Genomic DNA, 15,496 nt, shown 5'->3' with positions numbered 1-15,496 from the left:
GTTCGCCGGTCATTGCAGGCATATTCGCCCGGCACGGTGCGACAGGCAATGACACGGCCGCGTTATCCGATAACAACGGCCAATCTTCGCTCAGGTTATTGAATTACAGGCGCTTCACCCGCAGTATGCAGATGTCCCAACCGGAGCCTGCGCCATGATCCGCGTTCTTCTTGCAGCCGCCTTTGCCTGCCTTGTCGCCATGCCTGCGGCCGCCGAATGCTATGCGGATTACAAGGCCAAGCAGGACAATCCGCTGCGCCTGCATTATGGCGTGGCACAGGTTTCCGCCTGCAACAAGAAGGGCGCTCGGGCAGAACTGGCCCCACGTCTGGCCGCGCAGGGCTGGAAGCTTCTGAATATCGTGTCCACCTTCGGCCCCGAGGGCCTCAATGAAAGGCGATCGAGTGCCGGAGACTACTTCCTCCGTTACTGAAAGCCTCCGCGCGGGGAACCGCACGGCTGCTTTCGGCGTCGCTGCAATCGTTGCGATTCTCGCTGCGGCGGCGGTGTTCCTGTTTCTCAGCCTGCCCGATGCCAATGCCTTCAACGCGCGGGTGGAAAAGCTGTTCGTCGAAAACGACGACCTGCGCACCCTGGCCGAGATCAAGCTGCTGGAGATCATCGCGCAATCCGGCACCACCTTTCAGGAGGTGCTGTCAAGCTATCGCATGGTGATCTTCGTGCTGCTGGTCTTTTCGGCCGGGCTTTTGGTCGCGTGCCTTGTGTTCCTGCTGACCATCGTGGGGCAGAACCGCCGCATGTCAGCCATCCAGCGATCAGGGATCACGGTGTCCTCGCTTATGATCAGCCGGGAAAGCCGGGCGGTCTATATCAATGATCTGGAATTCAAGCTGACCGAGGCCGCCATCGAAACCCTGTCGGTGCTGGCCGAAGCACGGATGGATGACGAGGTGCTGACCGGCGCGCAGATCGAGGCGGTCATCTCGGGCCGGACCGAGGCCGATTGCGACGAGGCTTCGGGCGCCACGCGTGTCAAACGGCTGCGCGATGCGCTGGGCAATCAACTGGTATCGGAACTGCTGGTCAAGACCATCGCACGGCGTGGCTATGTTCTGTCGGTCGAGAAAGATACGATCCGCATGATCTGACGTCACGGCAGCCCCCTGCAGATCTGCCAAAGCTTGCGCGGCGCGCGGTCATCTGCGAAGCGTCCCTCAAGGGCCTGATCGGCCAGTCTGTTGGAATAGGGCATGGCAATGGACACGCAACCCGAATTCATCCTGATGCTGAACGAATGGCTGGCTCCGGCGGTAGAAACCGCGAAACTCTGGCTGCTGTCACCGGCTGCATGGTCGCAATTCGCGCTGCTGATCGTGGCCTTCATGGCCGCACGCCTGCTGAGCCTGCGCGCCCGTCCGGTCCTGGAACGGTTCATCACCCCGCCCGAGGGCAAGACCGGCGCTCTGGTCACCGCACGGCATTTCGCAAGTCGCCTGCTGCCGCTGCTGTTGCCGTTGTTCGCCTGGGGGCTGACGGCAATGGGCGAGGAAATCACACGCTCGCTCTTTGGTTCAGGCGCGGTCATCGCCTTCGGCAAGCGCGTCTTCCTGTTCATCGCCGCCCGGATCTTTGTGCGCGAGGTGTTGCGCGACGGCTTCCTGCGGCTGTTGGGGCGCTATGTGCTGATCCCGGTCGCGGCCCTGTATGCGCTTGGCATTCTCGACGAAATCTCGCTCCGGCTGGAAGAAACCATCATCGCGCTTGGCAATATCCGGTTTTCGGTGATGGCGCTGATCCGCGGCGTGATCGTGGGATCACTGCTGTTCTGGCTGGGAAGCTGGTCAAACCGCCAAAGCGCCGATTACATCAAGAAGCAGGAAGAACTGCGCCCCGCCACGCGCGAACTGGCCGTGAAGGCGACAGAGGTGATGATCTTCGGCGCGGCTTTCCTGCTGCTCATGTCGATCATGGGCATCGACCTGACCGCCGTTGCGGTTCTTGGCGGTGCTCTGGGTGTGGGGATCGGGCTTGGTCTGCAACAGATCGCCGCGAACTTTGTGTCCGGCATCATCCTTCTGCTGGAGGGCCAGACCACCGTCGGCGATTATGTGGAACTGGATGGCGGCGAAAAGGGCACCATCGTCAAGATGACCGCCCGCGCCTGTATTCTGGAAACCTTTGACGGCAAGTGGATCGTGGTCCCGAATGACCATTTCGTCACCTCACGGGTCGTGAACTATTCCGATCAGGGCTCTGCCAACCGTTACGAGGCAGAGTTCTCGGTCAGCTACGACACCGATATCAACAAGGTGCCGGAAATCATCGAGGCGGCCGTCGCCGCCCTGCCCTTCGTGCTGACCGAACCCGACGGACCCGATTGCGAATTGCGCGGCTTTGGCGAAAGCTCGGTCGATTTCGCGGTGGAATACTGGGTGAACGGCATTGACGACGGCAAGAACCGCTTCGGCTCGCCCGTGCTGTTCGCGATCTGGAACGCGCTGAAGGACAACGGGATCGAGATGCCCTTCCCGCAGCGCGTGGTCCATATCCGCAACGCCACACCCGAGGCCAACGTCGCATGAGGGCGCTGGTCATCGGCGCCGGTCCGGCCGGGCTGATGGCAGCCGAGGCGCTGGCCGATGCGGGGTATCCGGTCGTGGTGGCGGAGGCCAAGCCCTCGCCCGCGCGCAAGCTGCTGATGGCCGGGAAATCCGGGCTGAACGTGACGAAGGACGAAGCGCTGCCCGCCTTCGCCGCGCATTACGATGCCGGGTGGCTGGCGCCGATGCTGGCGGCCTTTGGCCCAGAACAGGTGCAGGACTTCTGTCGCGGGTTGGGGCAAGAGGTCTTCACCGGATCGTCGGGGCGGGTGTTTCCCGTGGCGCTGAAAGGCTCGCCCCTGTTGCGCGCATGGCTGGAGCGGTTGGCGCAAAAGGGCGTCGATCTGCGCCGCCGCTGGCGCTGGACCGGATTTGACGGCGACGCGCTGACCTTCGACACGCCGGAGGGCGCGCAGGTCGTGCAACCGCAGGTGACCGTGCAGGCGCTTGGCGGGGCAAGCTGGCCCCGGCTGGGGTCGGATGCGGCCTGGTTGCCCTGGCTGGCCAATCACGGTGTGGAGATTACCCCCTTCGCGCCGGCGAACATGGGCTTTTGCATGGACTGGTCCCCCCATATGGCGCGGCATTTCGGCCAGCCTGTCAAAGGCGTCTGCCTGATTGCGGACGACCGGCGCGAGCGGGGCGAGTTCGTGATCTCTGCCCGCGGGCTTGAAGGCGGCGGGATCTACACAATCAGCCGCGACTTGCGGTTGGGGGCACCTCTGGCGCTGGATCTGTTCCCCGATCTGACACTGGCGGCACTGCGCGACCGGCTGGCGCGGATGAGGCAGGGCGAAAGCGCCAGCAACCGGCTGCGCAAGCTGGGGCTGGCGCCCGCGACAGCCGCGCTGGTGATGGAACTGGCCCGCCCCCTGCCCACCGATCTGGCCCCCCTGCTGAAGCATCTGCCAGTGCCCCATGGCGGCCCCCGCCCGCTGGACGAGGCGATATCCTCGGCGGGGGGGATTGCGCGCGCGGCCCTCACCAATGATCTGGAGTTGAAAGCCCTGCCGGGCCTTTTTGCCGCCGGGGAAATGCTGGACTGGGAGGCGCCGACCGGCGGCTATCTTCTGACCGCAAGCTGGGCCACCGGCCTGCATGCGGGGCGCGCGGCGGCGCGGCGGTTGGCAAGCATCCCGATATCGTGAGGTCGGCTATGCCGCAGCCGCTAGTCCTTGACGCTGCGCGCCCGGCTCCTTACGTTCCTTGCCTGACAGATTCCCTTGGAGAACGATCATGGGCGCCGCAACCGTAGCCGTCACCGATGCCACCTTCGATGAAGAAGTCCGCAAATCGCCGATCCCGGTCGTGGTGGATTTCTGGGCCGAATGGTGCGGCCCGTGCCGCCAGATCGGCCCGGCGCTGGAAGAGCTTGCCACCGAATATGCGGGCAAGGTGAAGATCGTGAAGGTCAACGTGGATGAAAACCCCGACAGCCCGGCCGTTCTGGGCGTGCGCGGCATTCCGGCGCTGTTCCTGTTCAAGGACGGTCAGGTCGTGTCGAACAAGATCGGCGCCGCGCCGAAAGCCGCGCTGGCGAACTGGATCAGCTCGGCCATCTGATTTTGCGCTGAATTTCGGAAAGGGCGGTCCTTCGGGGCCGCCTTTTCTATGCGAGTTGTTTTATGCGACTGGCCAGCCCTGCGCCCGAAGAAGCGCCGCGATCCGGGCAGGGGCGTCGGGCGCCTGCGCGTCAATCGCCTCGTGCCGGAAAAACCACCACAGATATTCGGCCATGCGGTCTGGCGGCGCGGCCCCACGCGCGAAGGCGGCTTCGATCCCGTCGCGCGGGACCGAACCGGCGGGGTGGTGAAAGTCGATCCCGGCAAACAGCACCGCCCCCTTGCCCGCGATCATCGCCTGCAAGGCCACGCTGGAGTTTTGCGTGACCACATAATCGCAGCGCGCAATCAGCTCGGCGGCAGGCGTTTCGACCAGCCGGAAACGCGGGTCTGTCACCCCGGCCAGCGCGGCGCGTTCGGCCTCGGTATAGGTCTCACCGGGATGCAGAGTCGCCACCACCGGCAAGGGTTGACGCGCCAGCGTCTCGGCGATCATCGCCATCGGGCTCATGCTTTGGAACGAGCGGTGATCCAGCAGGCGGCCTTGCAAGGGCATGAAGACAAAGCCTTCGCGCGTGGACTCGCGCCCTGCCAGCACGCGTTCGCGCAACCGGGCATGGAAGGCTCGGGCGCGGGGCGGGATGCGGCTGTAATCAGGCGCCTTGCGCGCAACGGCGAAGTTCCAGCGTTCGTTCGTCGACTCGATCCGCCAGAACGGATAGTAATAGGCGCGGCGCAGGCACAGTGTGCGGCGGTCCTGCGGCTCTTGCATATGGGTCAGGGCAAAGCCGCCGCGCGCGGGCGGCTCGGCGCCTTCCGCCTCCGGGTGGTGATGCAGCACCCAATCCGGCAGCGCCTCGATGATGCGGCTAAGGATATTGGTCTTGCCCGCTTCGTGATCGGCCCGCAGATGTGCGGGCAGATAGAGGTGGAGCGCCCGATCAGCCATGGCCCAAGCGCGACAGCAGCGCCGCATGCAATCCCGGCGCCGCAGCGATCACCCCCGCCGCCTGCGGATGGGCGATATTGAACCGCAGGGGTTGGCCCAGCCGGTCAGTCACCGTGGCGCCCGCTTCGGCCGCGATCAGCGCCCCGGCGGCGATGTCCCATTCCCAAGCATCGCGCAGCGTCAACATACCGTCATGCCGCCCCTCGGCCACCAGACACAGCCGATAGGCCAGCGAGGGGCGAAAGCTGCGTTTCAGGTCCGGCACACCGCCGGGCCAGTGCTCGGCCGCCATGTTCGGCCCGGTGGTCAGCAACGTCGCCCCCGCGATCCCTGCCTGAGCAGAAGCCCTTATCGGCATGCCGTTCTTGTTGGCCCCCTGCCCCGGCACAGCTGTATAAGTGCGCTCCAGCGCGGGCAGATGCACCACGCCCGCCACGGGCACGCCCTGCTCGACCACCGCCAGCGAAACGGCAAAGGTATCCTCACCCGCGATGAAGGCGCGGGTGCCGTCGATCGGGTCCAGCACGAACAGCCGGGCGGCCTCCAGCCGTTCGGGGGTGTCGGCATCTTCCTCCGACAGCCAGCCATAGGCCGGACGCGCCGCCAGCAGCAGGTCACGCAGCAGGGCGTTCACCGCGAGGTCGGCCTCGGTCACCGGCCCCTGCCCCGGCTTTTCCCAGGATTTCGGCGATTGCCGCCAATAGCGCATGGCCAGCGCGCCCGCCTGCCGGGCTGCATCCGCGATCAGCGCAAGGTCGTCTTCATTGTCCCGCAAGCGTCATCCCTTCCACCAGCAGGCTGGGCACACGGGTCGAAAGATGCGGCCGCGCGTCATTCGCGGCGATCATCGACAGGAGCATCGTCCGCAGATTGCCCGCGATGGTGCATTCATTCACCGGATAGGCGATCTCGCCATCCTCGACCCAGAAGCCGCTGGCGCCACGCGAATAATCACCCGAGGTCGGGTTAATGGTCGAGCCAATCATCGAGGTGACCAGAAGCCCCGTCCCCATCTGCCCGATCAGTTGCTTGCGCGTCGCGGTGCCCGGCGTCAGGTCGATGTTCGAGGTCGCGGGCGAGGGCGGCGAGGTGGTGCCGCGCGCGGCATTGGCGGTGGAAGCCATCCCGAGCTTGCGCCCGGTGGCCAGATCCAGCGTCCAGCCGGTCAGCATACCGTTTTCCACGATGGCACGGCGCCGCGTCGGCAGCCCTTCGGCATCGAAGGGACGCGAGCCGGAGATGCGGGCGCGATGCGGGTCTTCGATCACCGACAGCCCCTTGGGCAGCACCTGTTCGCCCAGCGCGTCGCGCAGCCAGCTTGATCCGCGTGCGATGGAGGCGCCATTCACCGCCGACAGAAGATGGCCGATCAGGCTTTGCGCGATCCGTTCGTCGAACAGCACATTATAGGTGCCGGTTGCGGGTTTACGCGCGCCCGCACGCGCCAGCGCACGTTCGGCGGCCAAGGCGCCGGTTTCCTCGGGCGGCGGCAGGTCGGCGATATGGATACGGGATTCCCCGGCCCAGTCGCGTTCCATCCCCGTGCCCTCGCCGGTGAAGGCGACGGCGGAAACCGAGGTGGCGCTGCGGGCATAGCCGCCAGAAAAGCCGTTACTGGCTGCCAGATGCATGCGGCGGCGCGAATGACCGGCGGAGGCCTCCACCTGCCGGATACCGGCGCGGGCCATGGCGGCCTCTTCGGCGGCACGGGCCGCCTGCTCCAGCGTGGCAGGGCTGGGTTCAGCCGCGTCATCGGCAAGATCCAGCGCCGCCAGATCCCAGTCGCGCGCGATCTGACCGGGATCGGCCAGCCCGGCATAGGGATCGGCCGGCGCCTCGCGCGCCATGGCGACGGCGCGTTCTGCCACCTCGGCCAGCGTGCGCGGCGAGGTATCGGAAACCGAGACGCAAGCCTGCCGCCCGCCAATCAGCACGCGCAGGCCAAGGTCGATCTGTTCCGCGCGTTCCGCCTGTTCCAGCTTGCCCTGACGGATGTCGATGGACAGCGCCGTGCCCTCGACCGCCAGTGCATCGGCGGCCTCGGCGCCCGCCTTGCGGGCCGCGTCGAGCAGGGCATGGGTCAGGGTGGCGAGATCGGTCATGGCATGTCCTTCCTGTGCAGGACCGAGCTAAGCCGCCCCGCGCCTGCGTGCAAGACTTATGCGATATGCAGATCGCGCGGCAGCGACGACAGGATCTCGCATCCGGTTTCGGTGACGACGACAAGTTCCTCCAGCCGGATGCCGAACCGACCGGGCAGATAGATACCCGGCTCGACCGAGAACACCATTCCCGGCGCCAGAACCACGTCGGACGTCCCACTGATATAGGGTGGCTCGTGGATTTCCTGCCCGACGCCATGGCCCGTGCGGTGGGTGAAGAAATCGCCATAGCCCGCCGCCACGATCACGGCGCGCGCTGCCGCATCGACCTCGCGCGCAGGGGTTCCGGGGCGAATGACGGCCAGCGCGGCCTGCACCGCCGCCTCGACTACAGCATGCACCTCGGCATAGCCTTCTGGCGCAGGGCCACAGGCCGCCATGCGAGTGATGTCGGAATAATAGCCGTCCTTGCGGGCACCAATGTCACAGACGAGGATGTCCCCTTCCGCGATGACCCGGTCGCCGGTGTGATGATGGGGGAAGGCCCCGTTCGGGCCGCTGGCGATGATGGTGAACTCTGGCACAGCGCCTTCGGCCTTGAAGGCGGCGCGGGCGGCTTCGGCCACCTGCCGCTCCGTCTGGCCGGGGCGGATCGCGGCGCGCAGGGCCTGTTGCGCCAGATCGGCGATGCGGGCATTTTCGCGCAGGGCGGCAATTTCGGCCGCGTCCTTGCAAAGCCGCAGATGCCCCACGGTTTCCGAAGCAAACACCCGACGGGCAGCGGGCAGCGCGTCCAGAACCAAAAGCGCATGATCCGCGCGCATGGTTTCATCCAGACTGACCGTGCCAATGTCACCCAGAGCCGCCAGCGCCTCGGCCAGCGCGGCGGCTGGCCCCTGATCATCCGCCCAGCGCCATTGCGCCCAGTCGCTGTGCGCCGCCACCTCCTCGCCGTTCAGTGCGGGCATCAGCCAGCCAGCGGTGCGGTGACCGATCAGCGCGAGGCAGGACCGTTCATCCGGCATCGGCGCGAACCCGTGCAGCCAGCGGAGATGTGCGCCGGGCGCCAGCGCCACCAGATCCACCCCCGCCTCGACCATCCGCACGCGCAGCCGCGCCAGACGCGCCTCGGCCACCGAACCGCCCACCGGCACGGCGCGCATGGCAGCAACCAGCGCCGCATGCCGCGCCGCCAGCAAGTCCTGCAAGGCCGTCACCCGATCCGGGGTGAAGTGGTTTTCCACATCCAGAATGTTCACCGTGCCGATCACCTGCCCGCCATCCAGCACCGGCAGGTTGATCGCGGAATGACAGCCCAGCGCATTGATCTGCGCGTGATCGAAGAAATAAGGCGCAAACTCCGCCGTGGTATTGGCGATGAAGGGCTGCCCCTCGATCAGCACGCGGCGCGACCAGGCGTCTTGCTGGATCGGCTTTGGCACGGACAGCGGATAGGCCGTGTGATCCGAACTGTAGGCCCGGCGCGCCAGCCCCACATCGGGGTCCTGCACACTGACGGTAAAGAGCCGCGCGCCGCCCAGCGCCTCGGCTTCGCGGTGCAACTGGGCGAACAGCGCGTCTGATTGCATGAGGGGCGTTTCCTTTCACGAAAAAGGCCGCCCGAAAAGGGCGGCCCGAGGGGGTCCGGGTGCAGGTTACTGAAGCTGCATGCCGTTGGCGAAGAAGTGCTTGTCCTTGAACTCCAGCGTGGAGGTCATGGTATCCGGCGCGCTGGGATCGACCTTGGCGAACATGCCCAGCATCATCCGGGTGCCCATCATCTGATCCTCGGGGACCAGACCCATGGCCATCAGCTTGTCCAGCAGCGCGTTCACGCCCACGGCCTTGAGGTCGATCTGGCCGGTCGGCGCCGGAACGCCGCCATAGGTTTCCATATCGCTGTTGTCAAAGGTCAGCGCGCCCGACCCCGTGACCTCGGCCCCGGCAGCGGTGACCTGAAGTTCGTTGATGTCCAGCGCATTGATCTCGCCCGGCGCACCTTCGCCCAAGGCAGCCATTTCGGCCTCGTTCATCAGATCGACAGTCAGCGTGACCTTGCCCTTGGTATCGAGCACCACATTCACCGGATCCCGCGGCAGTTGCGCGGTCGGGTCCAGCATACCCCAGATCTCGTCCGAGACGGTCAGGCCGATGATCTTGGTCAGGAAGGCAAAATCGGCCGGCGTATCGCTTTTCGAGACCGGCATCAGCAGATTGAACGCGCCTTCCTTGTAGCCGAAATTCACCTGCGGGAAGGGGATCTGCGCACCGGACAGAGTGACCTGCGCATCCTTGGCGGTGCCGCCATAGGCCAGCCGCGCGGCATCCATCGCAAAGGACAGGCTGCCGCCGGTGTTCGAGGCCGAAACCTGCATCGGCCCGTCAGCGCCATCGACCTTCATGTCCAGCGTGCCCCCGGCATAGGCGAAGCTGCCGTCCATGGCGCTGCCCGCCTTCAGCGCAGCAACAAGGTCGCTGACATCGCCACCGATGATCTTGGACGTGGACTGCCCCGTAAGCCCGCTCATATCGGCCTTGAGGTCAATTTTGCTATTATCCTCGGGGTTGGTGCCACTCATGGTGATGCCAAGGCTGTCGGCCACGACAGTGCTGGTCACCACCTTGTCGGCTGCACCGGAAACGAGATAGCTGCCGCTCATGCCGCGCAGCGTCGCCTCGACCTTCAGATCCGTCGGCACATCTTTCGGCCCTTCGATTGCGCCCAGCGCCAGCGACACGTTCTGCACGGTGAAATCGTAGCGCGCCTCTTCCGGTGTGCCGGAGACAAGGATACGCTGGCCGGACATGCCCATGTTCAGGCTGGTCGTTGTGGCCGGAAGGTCCCCATCGGCCTCGGTCTTGACGGTCATTGTGGAGGCGTCGCTCATCGTCATTTCGACAGTGCCGTCGCCCTGATCTTTCAGCCGCACCTCATCAAGATGGATCACTGCCTCTGCGCCCTCGTTCTTCGAGGTGAGGTCGATACCGCGAATCACCAGCGTATCGCCTTCGCGCGCCTCGCTGCCGGTCGTCATCGACTGCCCGTAAGAGGTGCTGAGGCTCTTCCAGTTCTCCCAGACCTGTTCCGGTGTCACATCCGCCAATGCGGCATTACCCGCCAGCAGCGCCAGGCAGGCGGTCGAGCACATGAATTTAATCCGGGTCATAACGAAACCTCTCTGCTGAAAATGATGCAACAGCATCCGCGAGCGCCCTTGGTCGGTCAAGACTTTCCGGCGCGATGGCATATGAGGTATCAAGCCCGCGTGACGGAGGGAAGAAGGCATGATGATGAACGGCAAGGTAGTGGCGATTACCGGCGCAAGCCGGGGGATCGGCGCAGCAGCGGCGCGGGTTTTCGCGGAAACCGGGGCAAAAGTCGCCCTGATTGCCCGCAGCGCCGCGGAAATCGAGGCGTTGGTGGCTGAAATCGGTGCGGATCGCGCCATGGCACTGGCCTGCGACGTGGCGGATGCAGCGGCGGTTTCGGCGGCGGTGGCACAGATCGTGGCGCGTTGGAGCCAGCTTGACGTTCTGATCAACAATGCCGGGATGATCGAGCCGATTGCCCGGATCGAAAACGCCGATCCCGCGCTTTGGGCGCAGGCTGTGCAGGTCAATCTGGCCGGGGTGTTCAACGGTATCCGCGCGGCGCTTCCGGTGATGAAATCCGCCGGGGCAGGCACGATCATAACCATCTCCTCCGGCGCGGCGCACCGACCGCTGGAAGGCTGGAGCGCCTATTGCGCCTCGAAGGCCGGGGCGGCGATGCTGACCCGTGCACTGCATCTGGAGGAAGGCCAGTGGCTGCGCGTCATGGGCCTGTCCCCCGGCACGGTTGCAACCGGGATGCAGGTGCAGATCAAGGCATCCGGCATCAACCCGGTCAGCCAGCTTGAGGTTACGGATCACATCCCCGCCGACTGGCCCGCGCGCGCGCTGCTGTGGATGTGCGGCGACGGCGCCGAAGCTTGGCGGGGCGAGGAAATCTCTCTCCGGGACGAGGACATCCGGCGCAAGGTGGGGTTGGTGGCATGATCGAACTGAACATTGACGGCGGGGTCTGGACCGTCACACTGAACCGGCCCGACAAGGCCAATTCCCTGACCCGCGCCATGCTGGAGGAGCTGGACGCCGTCGCCATCAGGGCGGGGGCAGAGGGCGCGCGGGTGCTGGTGCTGACCGGCACGGGCAAGGTGTTTTCCGCTGGCGCCGATCTGGACGAAGCGCGCGCGGGGCTTGCCACCGCCGATGTCTGGGAACGGCTGTCGGGACGCATCGCCGCCCTGCCCTGTCTGACCATCGCCGCGCTGAACGGCACGCTGGCGGGGGGCGCCATGGGCATGGTGCTGGCCTGCGATCTGCGGATCGGCGTGCCGGGGGCGAAGTTCTTCTATCCGGTGATGAAGCTTGGTTTCCTGCCGCAGCCATCGGACCCCGGCCGACTGGCGGCACTCGTCGGGCCGTCACGGGCCAAGATGATCCTGATGGCGGGGGCGAAAGCCAGTGCGGATGAGGCGCTGGCCTGGGGTCTTCTGGACCGCATCGTAGCGCCAGAGGCATTGATGCCGACAGCGACCGAGCTTGCGGGCGATGCGGGCGGGGCAACCCCCGCCCATGTCGCGGCAATCAAGGCAATGGTGCCGCTGCGGGGCTGAATGCCCCGCAACCGCGCGTTACCTTTTCTTCGGCGGCACGAAGCGCTTGGAGGTGTCGCGCGCATCCACCGGGCGCGGCGCGGGCTTGCCCTTGCCGGACTTCGCAGCGAAACCGCCTTCGGTCTTGTGCGACTTCGTTCCGGCTGCGCGGGCAGGCTTGTCCTTGCCGCCGCCATGCGACTTGAAGCCAGCCGATTTCGTCGCCGGTTTGGCATCGCCGCCCTTGGTCACACGATCCCCGGCCGACCAGCGCGGCTTGCGCTCGCCCCCTTCCGCCCCTGCTGCGCGCGGCGCATAGGGTTTGCGGTCGCCCTCGTCCCGCGCGCCGTAAGGCTTGCGATCCCCGCCGTCCCGCGGGGTATAGGGCTTGCGGTCACCGGCATCGCGGGCACCATAGGGCTTGCGGTCCCCTCCGTCACGGGGCGCATAGGGCTTGCGGTCCCCCGAGTCGCGCGGGGTATAGGGCTTGCGCGCCGGGGCGGCATCATCGCCCTGCGCCTTGCGGCCATACGGCGCGGCTTCGCGCGGCTTGTAGCTGCGCTTTTCCGTCTCGGCGCCTTCCGGGCGTTGCGGATAGTCACGCTCGCGGCTGGCATAGGGTTTGCGAGTCCCCTCGGCCGCTGCGGGGCGACGATCTTCCCAGGCGCGCGCCGGGCGTTCGTCCCGATCCCGTGCAGGACGGTCGTCACGCGCCGGGCGCGGCGTGGTTTCGCCCTCCTCGACAAAGCGCGAAGGCTTCGGCTGATAGGCAGGCTTGTCCCGACGCGGCGCGCGGTCGGGCCGGTCACCGCGATCCGGGCGCGGGGCGCGTTCAGGACGCGGGCCACCGCGTTCCGGGCGGCCGAACTGCGGCTCGCCCTCGACACGTTCCATGTTCAGGCCCGGCTCAAGCTCCACCTGTGCCCCGATGCGGCCTGCAGCCGCCTTGGCGATCTGCACGAAGGTCACGGTCTGCTGCACGCGGATCGCGCCGATCTCGTTCTTGGTGATGCCGACGCCATCACAGATCTTCGGCAACAGCCAGCGCGCCTCGGCCCGGCCTTCATGGCCGACCGTCAGCAGAAACCATTCCGCCTCGCCAAAGGCATTGCGGTCACGCGGGGCCGAAGGCGCGGCAGAGGCGGGCGGCGCCATGTCCTGAAGCACCTCGGGCGCCGAACGCGCATCGCGCCACAGCCGCACGAAGGCCGCCGCCATATGCTCGGCGCCGTAGCGCTCGATCAGATCCCGCGCCAGCGCGGCCTCGTCGCCCGGCCGGTCGGACAGCAGCGGCAGTTCCATGAGCCGCGCGTCGTCGCGTTCCTGCACCTCGTCTGCCGAAGGCGCCTTGGCCCATTCCGCCACGACTTTGGCGCCTTGCAGCAGGCGCGTGGCCTTGCGGAATTCCGACGGCGGCACGATCAGCGCGGAGACACCCTTGTTGCCCGCCCGGCCGGTGCGGCCCGAACGGTGCAACAGGGTTTCCGAATTCGACGGCAGATCGGCGTGGATCACCAGCTCCAGCCCCGGAAGATCAATGCCGCGCGCCGCAACGTCCGTGGCGATACAGACCCGCGCCCGCCCGTCGCGCAGCGCTTGCAGCGCATGCATACGTTCGGTCTGGCTCAGTTCCCCCGACAGGGCGACGACCTGAAATCCCCGGTTGCCCATCCGCGCCAGCAGATGATTGACGTTGGCGCGGGTCTTGCAGAACACGATGGCCGTGCGCGCCTCATAGTAGCGCAGCACGTTGAAGATCGCGTGTTCGCGGTCACGCGGGCTGACGTTGAAGGCGCGATATTCGATATCGCCATGCTGCTTCGCCTCGCCCGCCGTTTGCAGGCGGATCGCGTCGCGCTGGAAGGTGGAAGCGAGCTTCTCGATCTCTTTCGGCACGGTGGCCGAGAACATCAGCGTGCGACGGCCTTCCGGCGCGGCAGAGAGGATGAACTCCAGATCCTCGGCAAAACCAAGGTCCAGCATCTCGTCGGCTTCGTCCAGCACGGCGACGTGCAGCAGCGACATATCAAGGCTGCCGCGTTCGATATGGTCGCGCAGACGACCGGGCGTGCCGACGACGATATGGGCGCCGAAGGACAGCGCGCGGCGTTCGGTGCGGTAGTCCATGCCGCCGACGCAGGTGGCGATCTGGGCACCGGCCTCGGCATAAAGCCATTCCAGCTCGCGCGCGACCTGCTGCGCCAGTTCGCGCGTCGGCGCGATGATCAGCGCCAGCGGCGCCTCGGCGGGCTTGAGGATGTCAGAACCGCCCAGCACCTCGGGCGCCATGGCAAGGCCGAAAGCCACGGTCTTGCCCGAGCCGGTCTGCGCCGAAACCAGCGCGTCGCGGCCCAGCAATTCGGGCGCAAGCACGGCTTCTTGGACGGGGGTGAGGCTTTCATAGCCCTTGGCGGCAAGCGCCGCTGCCAGCGGGGCCGCAATCGGAAGATCGGTCATGTCTGTTACCTGAAGGGGCGGGAAGGCCCTGTGACGGCCCTGCCATTCCCCTTGCAGCAGGGCCTCCCTGCCCGTGCTGCCCCGGAATCATTCGGAGCCTTGCCTCCGCGCCTACAGCAAATCCTGACCCTTGTATAGCCCTGCGGCGTCAGGCGTAGTCCCAACGGCCCAGAAAGCTGTCGATGGCACTGTCGATCCGGCTGGCGGCCTCGGCCCCGAAGACCAGATCGACCAAGGGAAGATCGGCGCGGGTCAGCCCTTGCAACGTGACGGCGAAACCATCCATGCGCAGACGCAGGCCATCGGCGGTATCGACGACGCGCAGATCATCGGCCGACAAGTCATCGGCGAAGGCGAACAGCAACCGATCGGTGCCGGGCGTGAAATCCCGGATCACCATGCCGCGTGCCTTCGTGGAGAATACAAAGTCATCGGCGCCGGAACCGCCGGTCATCGTATCGGCACCGCCCTGCGCCGCCAGCACATCAGCCCCGCCGCCGCCATACATCCGGTCCGCGCCGGTGCCCGCCATCAGAAGATCGTTGCCCGCGCCACCCCGCAGCCAATCGCGCCCTTCGCGCGATTCCAGCAGATCATGCCCTGCACCGCCGATCAGACGGCCCGGCCCGTCGGTCACGAGAATCAGGTCATCGCCCCGAAGCCCGTCAAGCACGCGATCAGCCGCAGGCAGACCCAGACCGATCAGCAGGTCGTCGCCCCGCAGCGCGCTGTCATAAAGGCGCTGGTCATCGGCCATCCCCGATGTCGCCGCAGCCGCCATTACCCTTGCGGCATCCAGATCGAGGCCGCTCAGCGTGAAGGTGGAATACCCGTCCCCCGGCCATTCGCTGCGCTGGACATGCAGTTCGGTCACCCGGCCCGATGTAATCATCCCGTCGTCCGACAGAACGAAATCGCCGGAAATCTGCACCTCGCGCTCGTCACTCGAATCCTGCAACCGGCTGGCATACATGAGGTCAGGGTTCGGAACGTCGATGCGGAGGCGGTGACCCTGACCGAAATGCAGGATGATGTCGGCCCGATAGACGGTGTCGAACTGCGTCCAGCCCAGCCGGTCATGGAAAGCCTCGTGCAGGTCAATCGTCTGGGGCGTCGGCCCCCCTTTTGCAAGCACGGTCATCACTACCACCACTGCTGGGTTACATCTGCCGACGTTTAGGGCGCTTTTTGTGACACGTCCACGTCGATCCGCATCTGTTATCGGATA

General features: G+C 66.2%; 14 protein-coding genes. 7 read left to right on the top strand and 7 right to left on the bottom strand.

Features of this window, described 5'->3' with window-relative positions; all coding sequences use genetic code 11:
- Positions 1-154: 154 nt before the first annotated feature.
- The 5 genes from D2N39_RS04645 to trxA all read left to right on the top strand — a co-directional run bounded on the left by D2N39_RS04645 (position 155) and on the right by trxA (position 4,124).
- Complete coding sequence (locus tag D2N39_RS04645) at positions 155-433, top strand: hypothetical protein (RefSeq protein WP_119133607.1); 279 nt, start codon at positions 155-157, stop codon at positions 431-433.
- A complete protein-coding gene (locus D2N39_RS04640) occupies positions 405-1,109 on the top strand; it encodes a response regulator transcription factor (RefSeq protein ID WP_119133606.1) in 705 nt (234 codons plus the stop codon). The genes D2N39_RS04645 and D2N39_RS04640 overlap by 29 nt, the downstream gene beginning before the upstream one ends.
- A 108-nt stretch (positions 1,110-1,217) precedes the next feature.
- Positions 1,218-2,543 carry a mechanosensitive ion channel family protein gene (locus D2N39_RS04635; RefSeq protein WP_119133951.1) on the top strand — a complete coding sequence of 442 codons (1,326 nt, stop codon included), beginning with the start codon at positions 1,218-1,220 and terminating at the stop codon, positions 2,541-2,543.
- Positions 2,540-3,709: a TIGR03862 family flavoprotein gene (locus D2N39_RS04630; RefSeq protein WP_119133605.1), complete on the top strand. Its 1,170-nt coding sequence runs from the start codon at positions 2,540-2,542 to the stop codon at positions 3,707-3,709. Before D2N39_RS04635 ends, D2N39_RS04630 begins: the two co-directional genes overlap by 4 nt.
- An 88-nt stretch (positions 3,710-3,797) precedes the next feature.
- Entirely contained in the window at positions 3,798-4,124 is a 327-nt protein-coding gene (gene trxA / locus D2N39_RS04625) for a thioredoxin (protein ID WP_054304256.1), read from the top strand.
- 60 nt (positions 4,125-4,184) lie between these two features.
- On the opposite strand, the gene D2N39_RS04620 is transcribed toward trxA, so the two are convergent.
- The 5 genes from D2N39_RS04620 to D2N39_RS04600 form a co-directional block, all read right to left on the bottom strand.
- The gene (locus D2N39_RS04620) at positions 4,185-5,072 is read right to left on the bottom strand and encodes a hypothetical protein (RefSeq protein ID WP_119133604.1); all 888 of its coding nucleotides are present in this window, start codon (positions 5,070-5,072) and stop codon (positions 4,185-4,187) included.
- Entirely contained in the window at positions 5,065-5,847 is a 783-nt protein-coding gene (locus D2N39_RS04615; RefSeq protein ID WP_267899566.1) for a 3'(2'),5'-bisphosphate nucleotidase CysQ, read from the bottom strand. Before D2N39_RS04615 ends, D2N39_RS04620 begins: the two co-directional genes overlap by 8 nt.
- Complete coding sequence (locus tag D2N39_RS04610; RefSeq protein ID WP_119133603.1) at positions 5,834-7,174, bottom strand: TldD/PmbA family protein; 1,341 nt, start codon at positions 7,172-7,174, stop codon at positions 5,834-5,836. Before D2N39_RS04610 ends, D2N39_RS04615 begins: the two co-directional genes overlap by 14 nt.
- A gap of 56 nt (positions 7,175-7,230) precedes the next feature.
- Entirely contained in the window at positions 7,231-8,763 is a 1,533-nt protein-coding gene (locus D2N39_RS04605) for a M24 family metallopeptidase (protein ID WP_119133602.1), read from the bottom strand.
- A 66-nt stretch (positions 8,764-8,829) separates the two neighbouring features.
- Positions 8,830-10,341, bottom strand: a complete 1,512-nt coding sequence (locus D2N39_RS04600) for a DUF2125 domain-containing protein (RefSeq protein ID WP_158589774.1) — start codon at positions 10,339-10,341, stop codon at positions 8,830-8,832.
- Positions 10,342-10,459: 118 nt separating this feature from the next.
- On the opposite strand from D2N39_RS04600, the gene D2N39_RS04595 reads away from it, so the two are divergent.
- Both D2N39_RS04595 and D2N39_RS04590 read left to right on the top strand, forming a co-directional pair.
- Entirely contained in the window at positions 10,460-11,212 is a 753-nt protein-coding gene (locus tag D2N39_RS04595; protein WP_407645523.1) for an SDR family oxidoreductase, read from the top strand.
- Positions 11,209-11,832: an enoyl-CoA hydratase/isomerase family protein gene (locus D2N39_RS04590; protein ID WP_119133599.1), complete on the top strand. Its 624-nt coding sequence runs from the start codon at positions 11,209-11,211 to the stop codon at positions 11,830-11,832. Before D2N39_RS04595 ends, D2N39_RS04590 begins: the two co-directional genes overlap by 4 nt.
- Positions 11,833-11,850: 18 nt before the next feature.
- On the opposite strand, the gene D2N39_RS04585 is transcribed toward D2N39_RS04590, so the two are convergent.
- On the bottom strand, positions 11,851-14,268 hold the full coding sequence (locus D2N39_RS04585; RefSeq protein WP_199725200.1) for a DEAD/DEAH box helicase: 2,418 nt from the start codon (positions 14,266-14,268) through the stop codon (positions 11,851-11,853).
- Positions 14,269-14,416: 148 nt separating this feature from the next.
- Positions 14,417-15,409: a calcium-binding protein gene (locus D2N39_RS04580; protein ID WP_119133598.1), complete on the bottom strand. Its 993-nt coding sequence runs from the start codon at positions 15,407-15,409 to the stop codon at positions 14,417-14,419.
- Positions 15,410-15,496: the final 87 nt, after the last annotated feature.

Source organism: Gemmobacter lutimaris (assembly GCF_003570715.1).
In the GTDB taxonomy this organism is placed as follows: Bacteria; Pseudomonadota; Alphaproteobacteria; order Rhodobacterales; family Rhodobacteraceae; genus Gemmobacter; species Gemmobacter lutimaris.
This window is presented reverse-complemented; position numbering and strand designations above follow the sequence as displayed.

Coding starts and splice junctions, on each gene's coding strand:
- D2N39_RS04645 (WP_119133607.1), top strand. CDS start 155: ATGATCCGCGTTCTTCTTGCAGCCGCCTTTGCCTGCCTTGTCGCCATG.
- D2N39_RS04635 (WP_119133951.1), top strand. CDS start 1,218: ATGGACACGCAACCCGAATTCATCCTGATGCTGAACGAATGGCTGGCT.
- D2N39_RS04630 (WP_119133605.1), top strand. CDS start 2,540: ATGAGGGCGCTGGTCATCGGCGCCGGTCCGGCCGGGCTGATGGCAGCC.
- trxA (WP_054304256.1), top strand. CDS start 3,798: ATGGGCGCCGCAACCGTAGCCGTCACCGATGCCACCTTCGATGAAGAA.
- D2N39_RS04620 (WP_119133604.1), bottom strand. CDS start 5,072: ATGGCTGATCGGGCGCTCCACCTCTATCTGCCCGCACATCTGCGGGCC.
- D2N39_RS04610 (WP_119133603.1), bottom strand. CDS start 7,174: ATGACCGATCTCGCCACCCTGACCCATGCCCTGCTCGACGCGGCCCGC.
- D2N39_RS04605 (WP_119133602.1), bottom strand. CDS start 8,763: ATGCAATCAGACGCGCTGTTCGCCCAGTTGCACCGCGAAGCCGAGGCG.
- D2N39_RS04600 (WP_158589774.1), bottom strand. CDS start 10,341: ATGACCCGGATTAAATTCATGTGCTCGACCGCCTGCCTGGCGCTGCTG.
- D2N39_RS04595 (WP_407645523.1), top strand. CDS start 10,460: ATGATGATGAACGGCAAGGTAGTGGCGATTACCGGCGCAAGCCGGGGG.
- D2N39_RS04590 (WP_119133599.1), top strand. CDS start 11,209: ATGATCGAACTGAACATTGACGGCGGGGTCTGGACCGTCACACTGAAC.
- D2N39_RS04585 (WP_199725200.1), bottom strand. CDS start 14,268: ATGACCGATCTTCCGATTGCGGCCCCGCTGGCAGCGGCGCTTGCCGCC.
- D2N39_RS04580 (WP_119133598.1), bottom strand. CDS start 15,409: ATGACCGTGCTTGCAAAAGGGGGGCCGACGCCCCAGACGATTGACCTG.